We start from the raw sequence: 13,378 nt of genomic DNA, 5'->3' as shown, positions 1-13,378 counted from the left end.
AACTCGTGCGGCGATTACCAATCTTTTTCAGATTTTACCTTAACGCCTTTTTGTTTTTCAGCATTAATTTTTTCTTGAACCTCTTGTTCTTGATTATTCATCGCTTCAAGCAAATTCTTAATTTGCTGTGGTGATAATTGTCCAGGCTTAGGCTGGGGCTGACCTTTATCCTTTTCATCGTCTTTAGGATCTTTTTTATCATCCTTAGGTTTGCCTTTATCGTCCTTTTCATCTTCACCATCCTTCTTCTCTTCGTTGTCCTTTTCTTGATCCTTATTTTCGTCTTCGTTATCGCCCTCGTTATCTTTATTATCCTGGTTTTCCTTGTTATCTTTATTGTCCTGATTCTCTTTATTATCCTGATTCTCTTGATTGTCTTTGTTTTGATCATCATTCTGATCATCCTGCTGTTTTTGCTCTTCGGCACAAGCCTTAGCTACTGCAAAATTGTAACGAGTTTCTTCGTCGGAAGGATCATTTCTTAAAGCGTTTTTATAAGCTTCAACAGCTTCCTTACACTTTTTGTTTTCCATTAATACATTACCTATATTATGAAATGCCTTATGTTTTTCAGATTTAGAACTGGCATTTTTAGCTGCTTGTTCTAAACGAAATAAGGCCGATTCAAAATCACCACTTTTAATGTAAGTATTGGCTAAATTATAGGCTGCTGCTACCGATGACTTTTGTTCTGAAATAGCCTCACGATAAGCCATTTCTGCAATAATATAATCTTCTGATTCGGCTAAATTATTCCCCTCAAACACAAAGTCGTTTGCTTTTTTAGCAGCCAATTGCTGTGCTTTATCTTCTTCCTGAGAAAAAGAAAATAAAGTCATAAAAAGGATGAATCCTGTTAGTATTTTTTTCATTGTTACACTTTTATTTTAATGATAAAATTTGTGTAATGACACGCATCAATTATTTTTTCTCGCTGTCGCGGAAATTAAAGATTTTCATTAAATAAATTCAACTTTTTCAACCAAGATGTTTTTCTTTCCAATAAGAAAATATCAAGCAAGATAAAAAAGATTCCTAGCCCCAAAAACCACTGAAACTGATCTTTAAAATCGGCGAATTGCTTGGCTTCAAACTCCGTTTTATCCATATTATTTAAAAGCTCCCTAATATTTTCAACCACCTCATTGGTGTTTCTACCATTCAGATAAACACCATTAGCCGCATCGGCAATAGCCTTAAGGGTATCTTCGTTTAATTTGGTTATAACCGTTTCCCCTTGGCTGTCTTTTTTATAATTCAACACCACACCATTACGTTTCTCTGGAATGGGTCCACCTTTTACATCGCCAACACCAATAGTAAAAATTCGAATTCCTTCTTCACTAGCTTCTTCTGCAACTGAAGCAGCTCCTTCACTATGGTCTTCCCCATCAGAAATTATAATCAACACACGGTTGGTTTGCTCGGCATTATCAAAATAGGTTTTAGATAATTTTATCGCTTCGTTAATGGCCGTTCCTTGTGATGAAAGCATATCGGTATTCATGCCTTGCAAAAACATTTTTGCCGAAGCATAATCGGTAGTAATAGGCAACTGCGGAAAAGCTTTTCCTGCATAAGCGATAATCCCCACACGATCGCTGGCTAAATTGTTAATAATTTGGGTGACTAACTGTTTTGATTTATCCAAACGATTTGGTGCAATATCCTCGGCCAACATACTTTTAGAGACATCGACAGCAAAAACAATATCAACCCCTTCTCGTTTTACGGTTTCCAGCTTTGTTCCTACTTTAGGGTTTACCAAAGCCATGGTTAAACTAGCAAAGGCTAAACATAATACAACAACTTTTAACACCCCTTTAAACACCGAACGATTCGGACTTAACCGTTTTAAAGCCTCTTTATTAGCAAACTTACTTTGCGCTTTGTAGCGCCAAAATTGAAGCACCAAAAAGAGCAGGATAATTACTGGAATAACTCCCAAAACCCAAAACCATATTTTTTCTTCTAATTGATACATTAACTGTTTATTTGTTTTTCGTTGATTCGTTTAACTGTTTAACCACGAATACGATGATCTCATTTATCTTTTTCTTGTCTTCTGTCTCTAAACCCAACTACACAAAACTCCTAAATACCGTGAAACGTAAAAGCAGTTCTATAAGCAATAACAAGCCCGCTATGAGTACTAAAGGCCTGTACATTTCTTGGTAATTATAATACTTAAACTCTTCGACTTCGGTTTTTTCAAGCTTATTAATTTCATCATAAATAGCTTCTAACTTTTCATTATCGGTAGCTCTAAAGTATTTTCCGCCGGTAACCTTAGCGATATCTTTAAGAAGCGCCTCGTCGATTTCAACCTGAACGCGTCCGTATTGAAAATTACCATTTGGAAGCACTGCCACTGGCGATAAGGCCATCCCGTTAGTTCCTAATCCAATAGTATAGGTTTTAATACCGTACTCCACAGCTAATTCACTAGCAATGGTTGGCTCTATAAACCCTGAATTATTAACCCCATCGGTTAACAAAATAATCACTTTACTTTTGGCTTTACTATCTTTTAATCGGTTTACAGCTGTAGCTAAACCCATACCGATAGCCGTACCACCTTCAATAATGTTGTTGTATTTTATACTTTCTAATGAGCGTAATACAATGGCTTTATCACTTGTAATTGGTGTTTTTGTATAACTCTCACCAGCGTATTCTACGAGTCCGATTCTATCGTTAGGACGGCCTTTAATAAAATCGGCTGCCACTTCTTTTAAAGCTTCTAAACGATTAGGCTTTAAATCTTTTGCCAACATAGAGCCCGACACATCTATAGCCATAACAATATCAATACCTCGCGTGGTTTTTGTACGAGACGACACATCTACCGATCGTGGTCTAGCTAATGCGGTAACAAGGCATACTAATGCCAATAAACGCAGGGCAAACATCAAATGCTTTAATTTTGGTAACCAAGAGTTAGTCACTTGAAACCCCTTTAAGCTTGATATTTTTAACTCTGCCGTTTGTTTGTTATTCTTTATAATGTACCACAAAATGGCTAAAGGCAGTAACAGCAGTAACCAAAAAAACTCTTTATTAAAAAACTCTACACCTTCAAACATTATTTCTCTGCCTCTTTTAGTTCGACTGAATTTAAAATGCGTGTCACCATTTGCTCGGCGTAAACATCATGTTCTTTATGAAAAATCATAATTTGTTGTACCACACTTTGTGAAGCAAAACCAAGCATCACATAGGTTCCTTTTTCAAAATTTTCAGTGCCTTTGATTGGCATATCCATGGAACCAAAAATCTTAACACCTTCAGCTCCATTAGGGGTTACAAATGTTTCGTTTTTAGTGATGATATTTTGTACTCCAGCAGCTTCAAACATTTTCAAACTACCTTCCAATGCTTGCTTTACATCAATTTCTGGTTGTTGTTGCTGTCCTTGTCCCTGACTTTGATTATTAAGTTTTGTGGTTGCAACGACCAACTGAAAACCATCAATTAAACTACCATAACTAAACTGGGTTAATTGCATTTTTTGCGCCATTTCCTCAGGCAGTTCTGGTGTTGTACGTTTTAAAACTTTTGGTGTGGTTATGGTAACAGGTGGGATTCCATACTGACTCGTTACCCATTCGCCTTCTAAAAGCTCTTTGCTGCTATGACCAATAATGGTGTCTTTCACATAAGCAAAACCATATTTTAACGAAAAACCTGTTAAGGTGGCTAACAGAAGAAAAACACTAATCCCGACGGTAAGCCATACTTTTTTACGCTTCTTTTTACGCTCTTGCTCTTCTCTATATTTTTCATCTAAAAGTTTTTCCTCCTCAGAAGGTTCAGGCAAAGCTTCCTTAACATGATCAATTTCTAAATCGATCGTTTTTCTATCTAATTTTGCCAATTCGATATCTGGCGCAGATTTCGCAAATTTCACTAAATCAGCACGTTTTAAAATACTTTCTAATTTTTTGATATCGTCCTGACTTAAATCAACTTGATTGCCTTCTTTTAATAAATTTAAATGACTTATAAGTTCGTCTGTGGTACTTTCTAAAGCGCGATCGTAAACCTTTTCATCCAAATACTTTCTTATAATAAAGGTTAAATCGGAATAATAATCTTTTAGATTTTCGTGCTCTAAATAATGACTCTCATCTAAGGTTTTTAATGCCAATTTCGCACGGTCGTAAGGTGGTAACAAGGCTATTTTCTCTTCTTCAGAAAGAGGCTTTTGTCTCCAAATAAACCAATACAATAAAAAAGCAACAACACCTAAGATGACAAGGGTAATAAGTAGGTATTGCAACCATTTACTGCCGCTTTTTTCAACAGCAATCATGGGTTTAATATCGTAAAGTTGCTTCGTGGTATCTACTACAACATTTCGAATCTCAACCTGTACGGAATCTGTCAGGAAGGTTTTATCACCAATGACTATTTTTTGCCTTGGAATGGTATATTTACCAGAATCGAATTGTGTTAATCCATATTTCTTGATTAGGCTGAACTTATCCTTATTCTTAAGCGTGTCCACATCGTAAGATTCAATCATCTCCAAAGGTGAGAAAGTCTGCCCTTCGGGAAACACAACTAAATTGGTAGAATCGGTTTCAACTTGAATATGATACGTAATTTGCGCCCCAATTTTCACCGATGTAGAATCGACCGTCGATTTCACCTGGGCTTGTAGCGACAAGGTGAAAAACAAAAAAGCACCTAATAGAAAAACGGTTTGTTTTCTAGGTGTTTGGGGTATATTTTGAGATTTTATAGCAATCACTTTAAACTTCTATCTTTTTTAATATCCAACTTCTAACTTGCAACATCCAATATCTAACTGTGATATCGAACATCAATCATCCTCTTCTTTTAAAATAACCTAAAAGCTTTTTAACATAACTTTCATCAACACGGCAATCTATAGTTCCGGCTCCGGCTTTATTAAAACTTTCTTTGTAATATTCTACTTTTTGATGGTAGAATTTTGAATAATTACGTCGAACCGTTTTTGAAGACGTGTTTACCAACATAAGCTCTCCAGTTTCTTCATCTTGCATTTGAACCATACCTAAATTAGGAATCTCTTCTTCACGCTTATCGTAAATTCGAATACCAGTTACATCGTGTTTCCCTGAAACAATTTTCATGGTTTGGTGATAATCATTTGCAATGAAATCACTCAACACAAACACAATAGCTTTCTTCTTCATGACATTTTGCAAGAATTTTAAAGCCTCAGAAAGATTGGTTTGCTTGCTTTCGGGTTCAAACTCGATAAGTTCACGAATGATACGTAAAACATGAGAGCGCCCTTTTTTAGGCGGAATATAAAGTTCAATTTTATCGGAAAATAAAATCAAGCCTATTTTATCATTATTCTGGGTTGCCGAAAAGGCTAATGTTGCAGCAATTTCGGTAACCACTTCACTTTTAAATTGATCGGAAGTCCCGAATAACTCTGAACCGGAGACATCAACCATAAGCATCATGGTTAACTCGCGTTCTTCCTCGAAAACTTTTACATAAGGCTCACTGTATCGTGCCGTGACATTCCAATCGATATTTCTAACATCGTCGCCAAACTGATACTGACGCACTTCACTAAAAGTCATACCACGCCCCTTAAAGGTAGAATGGTATTCACCTCCAAAAATATGATCAGACAAACGACGTGTCTTAATCTCTATTTTTCGTACTTTTTTAAGTAATTGTTTAGTATCCAATTGCTGTTGAATCGTTTATTTGTTGAATCGTTTATTTGTGCGCTGTTTAAACGAATAAACAGTTAAACAATTAAACTTTATGGTACTTCTATTTCGTTTACTATCTTATTAATGATATCTACAGAAGTTACATTTTCCGCTTCCGCTTCATAGGTAATTCCAATTCTGTGTCTTAAAACATCGTATACTACGGCACGAACATCTTCAGGAATCACATAACCACGACGCTTAATAAACGCATAACATTTTGCTGCCGTTGCTAAATTGATACTACCACGAGGCGATGCTCCAAAAGATATTAATGGTTTTAAGTCTTCTAATTTATATTTTTCTGGATAACGGGTTGCGAAGATGATATCCAGAATGTATTTTTCAATTTTTTCGTCCATGTAAACTTCACGAACAACTTCTTGTGCTTTTAGAATTTGTTCTACCGAAACCACAGAGCTTACTTTTTCCCAAGCGCCTTTTAAATTAGCTCTCATAATGAGTTGCTCGTCGGCAATTTTCGGATAATCAATAACCGTTTTTAACATAAAACGGTCTACCTGAGCTTCTGGCAACGGATAAGTTCCTTCTTGCTCTACAGGGTTCATGGTAGCCATAACTAAAAATGGCTTATCCAATTTAAAAGTCTCATCACCAATGGTAACTTGCTTTTCCTGCATAGCCTCTAATAATGCTGATTGTACTTTGGCAGGCGCTCTGTTGATCTCATCAGCCAATACGAAGTTGGCAAAAATAGGTCCTTTTTTAATGGAGAAATCATTAAGTTTCATGTTGTAAATTAATGTTCCTGTGACATCCGCCGGAAGTAAATCTGGTGTAAATTGAATTCTACTAAAACTTCCATCAACAGCTTGCGACAAGGTGTTAATTGCAAGGGTTTTCGCTAAACCAGGAACCCCTTCTAATAAAATATGTCCTTGTCCTAACAAACCGATCAGTAAACGTTCGACCATATGTTTTTGACCAACAATAACCTTATTAATCTCACGCATTAACAAATCAACAAAAGCACTTTCTTTTTCAATTTTTTCATTGATAGACTTAATGTCGACTGTAGCTGTTTCTTCCATCATTTTTAATTTAATTTAAAGCCCGAATATACTTTCTTTATTTGAGCATGCAAAATGTTGAAAATTTTATTGTAAACATGTTAAAAATTGGTTAAAAATAGGCATAAACACCAATAAATGCGGTATTTAACAAATAATTATTATAAGCTTATCTTAATTATATTTTTAATGCCATTAGCATTCAAAACGTTAACCCTCAAAATGTTAATTTTAATTTAAGGCTTCTTAATTTCTTTTAAGTATTTTTAGAAAAAATATTGCTTTAAACTATCAGTATCATGACAAAAATCGCCCTTATAACCGGAGCTACTAGCGGCATTGGTGAAGCTACAGCTTATGAATTTGCCAAACAGGGCATTCATTTAGTACTTTGCGGCAGACGTGTAGAACGCTTAAACACCATTAAAGAAGCTTTAAAAAAACTTACTTTAGTTCACACATTAAATTTTGATGTACGCAACAAGCACAAAACTTTTGAAGCTATTGCATCCCTTCCTGAAAACTTTAAAAACATAGACATTTTAGTTAATAACGCAGGAAACGCCCATGGTTTAGACCCCATTCATGAGGGGGATATAGACGATTGGGACACGATGATAGACATTAACGTTAAAGGTTTACTATATGTGAGTAAGGCTATTATTCCCCAAATGACCAAGAGACACTCTGGTCACATTATAAACTTAGGATCATCGGCAGGAAAAGAAGTTTACCCCAAGGGCAACGTGTATTGCGCTAGTAAACATGCCGTTTTAGCCATTACCGAAGGCATGCGCTTAGACTTAAATCCTTATGGGATAAAAGTTACAGCTATAAATCCTGGAATGGTAGAAACCGAATTTTCACGAGTGCGTTTTAAAGGCGACCCTGCTGCAGACTCGGTTTACCAAGGATTTAAAGCTTTAGAAGCCAAAGATGTTGCTGAAATCATATACTTTGCCGTATCCCGCCCCGCCCACGTAAACATAGCCGATCTATTGGTTTTCCCAACCGCTCAAGCCAATAGCACCACGGTTTTAAAAGAAAAATAAACCTAGCTAGTATGCTAATACTGTTTTTACTGAATTAAAAACTATGATTAACAAACGCTTACTGATAAAACACCTTTTAGCTCACAACGACGAAAATAGTTTTTACGACAAAAAACGTAAAATCGATATTGGTCAGAAAGAAGGTAAAGCCAAGTTTTTAAAGCATGTTTGCGCCCTATCGAATAGCAATCCTAAAAACAATTCTTTCATTGTTATTGGTGTTGAAGACGATGACAATGCCATTATTGGCGTCGACTTTTTTGATGATAGTAAAATTCAGAACCTCATCAATGCCTATTTAACCAATCCTCCCATTGTTCAATATGAAAACATTCCTTTTCCGCACTTACCAAATAACAAAGTAGTAGGTTTGGTAACTATTAGACCCAATGAAGGCTTAACTTCTTTAAGAAAAAACATCTGGAAATATTACGGCGGATCGGTATTTTTTAGAGATGGCAGCATGAGTATGCCTAAAGTCTTTGACATTGAAATTAAAGATGTGAATTCTAAAATTGTTGCTGCCATTGAAAACAATGCACAGAACAATATTGAACACACCCTTGATGGTGTTTTCGATTTTATGAATAGCCGCTCCGACTACAATGCACAATATAAAGTGTTTAAAGAATATTTTGTGGTTTGCTGGGCTGGACAAAAAAAATTAGTAAAAAACGATATTTACTATTCCCGTGTCGATATTGAACTGATTAACGAGCGGGTAAGATTATTCTTTTCGGCTTTAGATGAAGTTTCGATTACCATAGACGAGAACCAATTTAAAATTATTGAATATGTGAATTTAGGGTTACAAGGCACCAATAGATATTACCCTTTAGAAGAAACTGTTATAAAGTTTGAAGACAACGCCCAATATAACATTGAAACCACATTATTATTTGAACCACCCAAGTTCGACAAAAAAATTCTGCATCATATTTACAACACCAATAACGCCATTTTAAACAAATTAAAAAAAGGCATGACGCTGACTCCTGCAGAGGAAAGCGATTTAAAAAACCTTCCGGAAACCTATCTTATTTGCTATCTCAATCAATTTGAAAACGCCATTAATAAGCTCATAGAAGCCAAAACCCTTATAAAAAACTACGATCAAGACACTTACAGGCTTTACAAAGAAACCTTGCGAATCCTAAGAAAGGTTCGTTACAATTAACATTTGTTAATAACTTTAACATTTATTAACAAAATACGTGGGAAAAAACACTAATTTAGCACCGCTATTAATCTTTTTAAGATATGACCTTGCTTCTTCTACTGCTATTTAGAAATGAAGTGAGGTCTTTTAGTTTCTAGGCCTCTCCTGTTTAATTAAGTCCAAAACGCATCCGCTACATTATCAACAAACGGCTTTTCGTGATGCATGGCTTCAATAGTTTCAAATTGTTCCTCGGTCGCTATTTTTTGAATTTCTGGAAACAGCACACGCTCTTCGAATCGAATATGATCATCTAATTGTTTTTCTATCTCCGATAAGGTTTTAGCCACTTCGTCTGTTTTAGAAAACAGTGAAATCAATGCTTTATGATCTTCTAGAGCTTTCTTTTTTAATGCATTATCGTCTTCTAACAAAGAGAATATATGCTGCTCTTCCAATTTAAAATGAGGTATCAAATGGTTTTCGAAAAACCAATCGGCATAACTTTTAATTCGATTCGGCTCAACACCCTTACCAAACCCAGTTCTTATTTTCCAACATAATAGGAGGCCGTGATGATGATCTCGACTTAAAGGTTGTAAGGCTTGGTGTCGTTTTAATGGTTTTTTATCCATAGTTATAAATACTTAAATATTAAACGTTTTAATTTGAATTCAGTATATAAATTTAAACAATTAGCCAAGCATAACAACTGAAAATCAAAACATTAAATAAATAAAAATTAAAAAATGATAAACCATGGTCTTAAACCAAAAAAAAGAGGTCATCTAAAAAGATGATTTTCGTCTAAATGTACTCTAGACAGCATCTCATTATTCTGAAAAGTAATAATAATGAGATGCTGAAATAAATTAGAATGACGAAAAATCAACTTTTAGGCCTCTTTTTAACGTTATTTCCTAAGTCTAACTACCTAGCTTAATGAAACTGCTTCTCCAATTTGATAGCTTGAGGAAATAAAATATTATTCTCCAAATGGATGTGTAAATGCAAATCTTGCTCGAATTCTTGCAACATGGCATAAGTAACTCGGTAAGTGTTACAAGCGTCTGCTGGTGGGTTATAATTATTACTTAACTCGGCAATTTTTCTAAATCGCACACCTTCATGATCGTGTTCGTCCATCATCATGGCAATAGGGTTTTCAACGGTACCAAATTGTGGTGCTTCAATAGCACCTTGACTTAATGTGGCACCAACCATTTTTTTAACAAATGGAAAAAGGACCAATTCTTCTTTTTTCAAATGCGCCGATAACTCACCTGCCGAAGCCGTAAACAATTCGTTAATAGTAATCAACTCAGGATGTCTTTCGCCATGTACTCTACATAATTTATCTAAAAACTGACGAAGCACAGGAATTTTTTCCTCCACATAACGATGGTGTTTTTTCTCAATATAATCGACCAATAAATCTAAGGGCCATGATTTATAATCTATAGATTGATCGGTTTTTGTGTTTATAACAGCTTCTAACTTGCTTAATAACTCATTAGCATCAATTTGGTTTTTTTCGCAAACCTCTTCTAATGATCTTCCTCCTCGACAACAAAAATCGATTCCGTATTGATTAAATACCGCTGCTGTTCTAAAATCTTCTGCTACAAAGGCTCCAATGTGCTTTTGCACGTTACTATTTAATACTTCCATGACATTATTTATTTCGGACAAATTTATCCTATTTATATTCAAATTTTTTTTGAATGAAACTCAACTATTTTTTAAATCTTTAAGAATGATTCTCCTGACTTAATATTTAAGGCTAGTTCTTCCAAACTCGTGTTTTCCAGCATGTGTTTTAAATCGGTTCTTATGGCTTTAAATTTATCGTGAACCGGACAAGGATGTGCCTCATCACAGGCATGAAGCCCTAAACCACAACCGTTATAAATGGTATCGCCGTCAATAGCATTTACTATTTGCGATAACTTGATGCTTGCTATTTGATTCCTATCAATTTCAAAACCACCATAAGCGCCTTTTACAGATGATACGACATCATTTTTCACCAAGGCTTGTAATATTTTAGCTGTAAAAGCTTGTGGAGAATCGATTTCCTGAGCAATTTCTTTAGGGCTCACACGCTTACCTTCATAAGATTGGGTCGCAATAAAAATTGCAGCCTTAATACCATATTCGCAAGCTTTTGAAAACATATTCTATTTAATTACCATACAAAGGTATCAATTATTTTTTAATTCGGACAATTTTATCCGAATTAAAATTAAATGCTCATAAAAAAACACTTTATATAACTTCTAGACTCCGCTTGAAGACCTTTTTCTGTCGAGACTGTGAGTTCAACAAATAAACGAGTCAAGATGCTACAAATAATCAGTAGTGATTCTTATACCAAACCTTCTGCCACTCACGTTTTAAAATTAAAAAGGCAACCTCTTCCGACAGTTTAAGGGTATCGTTACCATCTAAAGCTTTAACCTTATTTTCAGAAACATCGATAATATAAAGCAGGTTTAAGTATTCTGAAAATTTCTCCTGAATAAGTTTGTAAACCGTTTCATGAAGTAGCAATTTCAAACTCGTTGGCAGAATGTCTTCATGAAAATCTAAATCAATATTAGCTAACAAAAAATCTTTGTTAAGTTGTTGAACAAGCTTTTTATACAACTGCAGTTGATGGGCTTCTTCAACTAAATTCTCAAATGTGGTAGGCACCTGCATTACACGGTTCTGTTCATTAAATTATGACCAAAGGCTTTTAATAAGGCCTTTTTATCTTCGGAGATATCCAAAGTTTCCAACACATCAAATGCTTTGTTTGTGTATTCCAAGATAGCTGATTTTGTCGCTTCCGCGGAACCAGAAGACTGAAAAATAGCTTTAGCACGTACAATTTTTTCTGAAGCATCATCAACATTTGAAGCGAATAAGGCTTCCAACTCATTTTTATCGGAAGCTTCCGCAAATTGAAGTGCTTTCAAATACAAATAGGTTTTTTTATTTTCAATAATATCACCACCTACTTGTTTCCCAAAAGTTTTAGGATCACCAAAAGCATCCAAATAGTCATCTTGTAACTGAAATGCAATGCCTAAATAGCGACCAAAATCATAAATACCTTCTTGGTCTTCTGTTGAAGCTTTTGCTACAATCGCTCCCATTTTCATGGCAGCTCCAACCAAAACGGCCGTTTTAAATTCTATCATCTTTAAATACTCCGGAATGGTAACATCGTTCCGCATTTCAAAATCGATATCGTACTGCTGACCTTCACAAACCTCTAAAGCCGTTTTGCTAAACAATTTGGCTAAAGCCTGAAAAACATCGGCTTCATAATGTTCAAAAAGTTGATAAGCCATGATTAGCATAGCGTCACCAGAAAGAATACCTGTATTAATATCCCACTTTTCATGAACCGTTTGATGTCCACGACGTAGCGGTGCATCATCCATAATATCATCATGAACTAGTGAAAAGTTATGAAATACTTCAATACTTAACGCCGCGTTTAATGCCTTTTTATAGTCGCTATTAAAAATATGCGCCGTCATCAGGGTAAGTACAGGCCTTAAGCGTTTTCCGCCTAAGTTTAAAATGTATTCGATAGGTTGATAAAGTCCTTGAGGTGCCTTAACAATCTTATAATCTTCTAGGAATTTAATAAACTCCTCTTGGTATTTTTCTATGGAAAGCATCGCACAAAAATAAACCAATTCGGCTTATTAAAAAGTTTCTGTGTGAAATTACTATTAAATTAATGTTAAAACCACGGAAACTATTTTGGTTTTTAAAGTTTCCATGAGTATTTTTGCCGCTTCTTATGAAAGAGAAAATAATTAAAGCATCAAAAGAACTATTTTTAAACTACGGGTTTAAAAGTATTACTATGGACGATATTGCCAATCGCATTGGTATATCTAAAAAAACCATCTATGTACATTTCGCAAATAAAACAAAACTTGTAGAAGCCGTTACCTTCGATATTTTTGAAAACATTTCCGAAGGTATTGATACCATTTGCAATAACTCTAAAAATCCTATTGAAGAGTTATACGCCATTAAAGTATTTGTTCTAAATTATTTGAAAAACGAAAAATCATTTTCGCAATTTCAATTACAAAAATACTATCCCAGAATTGCCGAACGCCTACATTTAAAACAGTTTGAAAAAATGCAAGTTTGTGTTAAAGACAGCATTCAAAAAGGTGTAGACATGCATTTGTTTAGAAAAGAAATTAATGTCGATTTTATTTCAAGAATGTACTTTAACGGTATGTCTGGTTTAAAAGATCAAACGGTTTTTCCTTTAGAGTTATTTACCATGGATTATCTCATGGAAAACTATTTAGAATACCACTTAAGAGCCATTGTTGCCGATGAAGGCCTTCAAATATTAAATAAATTTATAACATCAAATCAATCATAAAA

General features: G+C 34.8%; 14 protein-coding genes. 3 read left to right on the top strand and 11 right to left on the bottom strand.

The window, feature by feature from the left end; genetic code table 11:
• Positions 1 to 14: 14 nt before the first annotated feature.
• The 6 genes from A6I66_RS06720 to A6I66_RS06695 form a co-directional block, all read right to left on the bottom strand.
• A complete protein-coding gene (locus tag A6I66_RS06720; RefSeq protein ID WP_067146942.1) occupies positions 15 to 872 on the bottom strand; it encodes a tetratricopeptide repeat protein in 858 nt (285 codons plus the stop codon).
• A 74-nt stretch (positions 873 to 946) separates the two neighbouring features.
• Positions 947 to 1,984, bottom strand: coding sequence for a VWA domain-containing protein (locus A6I66_RS06715; protein ID WP_067146940.1), 1,038 nt, complete (start codon positions 1,982 to 1,984; stop codon positions 947 to 949).
• Between the two features lie 97 nt (positions 1,985 to 2,081).
• Positions 2,082 to 3,086 (bottom strand): vWA domain-containing protein, encoded by a 1,005-nt coding sequence (locus A6I66_RS06710; protein WP_067146938.1) that lies wholly within the window; start codon positions 3,084 to 3,086, stop codon positions 2,082 to 2,084.
• A complete protein-coding gene (locus tag A6I66_RS06705; protein WP_067147076.1) occupies positions 3,086 to 4,732 on the bottom strand; it encodes a BatD family protein in 1,647 nt (548 codons plus the stop codon). The genes A6I66_RS06710 and A6I66_RS06705 overlap by 1 nt, the downstream gene beginning before the upstream one ends.
• Positions 4,733 to 4,832: 100 nt before the next feature.
• Positions 4,833 to 5,699 (bottom strand): DUF58 domain-containing protein, encoded by an 867-nt coding sequence (locus A6I66_RS06700; RefSeq protein ID WP_067146935.1) that lies wholly within the window; start codon positions 5,697 to 5,699, stop codon positions 4,833 to 4,835.
• 77 nt (positions 5,700 to 5,776) lie between these two features.
• Positions 5,777 to 6,781, bottom strand: a complete 1,005-nt coding sequence (locus A6I66_RS06695) for an AAA family ATPase (protein WP_211267539.1) — start codon at positions 6,779 to 6,781, stop codon at positions 5,777 to 5,779.
• 275 nt (positions 6,782 to 7,056) lie between these two features.
• On the opposite strand from A6I66_RS06695, the gene A6I66_RS06690 reads away from it, so the two are divergent.
• Both A6I66_RS06690 and A6I66_RS06685 read left to right on the top strand, forming a co-directional pair.
• Positions 7,057 to 7,809 carry an SDR family NAD(P)-dependent oxidoreductase gene (locus A6I66_RS06690; protein WP_067146931.1) on the top strand — a complete coding sequence of 251 codons (753 nt, stop codon included), beginning with the start codon at positions 7,057 to 7,059 and terminating at the stop codon, positions 7,807 to 7,809.
• 43 nt (positions 7,810 to 7,852) lie between these two features.
• Complete coding sequence (locus tag A6I66_RS06685; protein WP_067146929.1) at positions 7,853 to 8,986, top strand: ATP-binding protein; 1,134 nt, start codon at positions 7,853 to 7,855, stop codon at positions 8,984 to 8,986.
• Between the two features lie 155 nt (positions 8,987 to 9,141).
• On the opposite strand, the gene A6I66_RS06680 is transcribed toward A6I66_RS06685, so the two are convergent.
• The 5 genes from A6I66_RS06680 to A6I66_RS06660 all read right to left on the bottom strand — a co-directional run bounded on the left by A6I66_RS06680 (position 9,142) and on the right by A6I66_RS06660 (position 12,645).
• Positions 9,142 to 9,603, bottom strand: coding sequence for a hemerythrin domain-containing protein (locus A6I66_RS06680; protein WP_067146927.1), 462 nt, complete (start codon positions 9,601 to 9,603; stop codon positions 9,142 to 9,144).
• Between the two features lie 304 nt (positions 9,604 to 9,907).
• Positions 9,908 to 10,639, bottom strand: coding sequence for an iron-sulfur cluster repair di-iron protein (ric, locus tag A6I66_RS06675; RefSeq protein WP_067146925.1), 732 nt, complete (start codon positions 10,637 to 10,639; stop codon positions 9,908 to 9,910).
• Positions 10,640 to 10,710: 71 nt separating this feature from the next.
• A complete protein-coding gene (locus A6I66_RS06670) occupies positions 10,711 to 11,145 on the bottom strand; it encodes an RrF2 family transcriptional regulator (RefSeq protein ID WP_067146923.1) in 435 nt (144 codons plus the stop codon).
• 178 nt (positions 11,146 to 11,323) lie between these two features.
• On the bottom strand, positions 11,324 to 11,671 hold the full coding sequence (locus A6I66_RS06665) for a hypothetical protein (RefSeq protein WP_067146921.1): 348 nt from the start codon (positions 11,669 to 11,671) through the stop codon (positions 11,324 to 11,326).
• The gene (locus A6I66_RS06660) at positions 11,671 to 12,645 is read right to left on the bottom strand and encodes a polyprenyl synthetase family protein (RefSeq protein WP_067146919.1); all 975 of its coding nucleotides are present in this window, start codon (positions 12,643 to 12,645) and stop codon (positions 11,671 to 11,673) included. The genes A6I66_RS06665 and A6I66_RS06660 overlap by 1 nt, the downstream gene beginning before the upstream one ends.
• A 125-nt stretch (positions 12,646 to 12,770) precedes the next feature.
• On the opposite strand from A6I66_RS06660, the gene A6I66_RS06655 reads away from it, so the two are divergent.
• Positions 12,771 to 13,376 carry a TetR/AcrR family transcriptional regulator gene (locus tag A6I66_RS06655; RefSeq protein WP_067146917.1) on the top strand — a complete coding sequence of 202 codons (606 nt, stop codon included), beginning with the start codon at positions 12,771 to 12,773 and terminating at the stop codon, positions 13,374 to 13,376.
• Positions 13,377 to 13,378 lie beyond the last annotated feature (2 nt).

Source organism: Pseudotamlana agarivorans (genome assembly GCF_001642835.1).
Classification (GTDB): domain Bacteria; phylum Bacteroidota; class Bacteroidia; order Flavobacteriales; family Flavobacteriaceae; genus Pseudotamlana; species Pseudotamlana agarivorans.
This window is presented reverse-complemented; position numbering and strand designations above follow the sequence as displayed.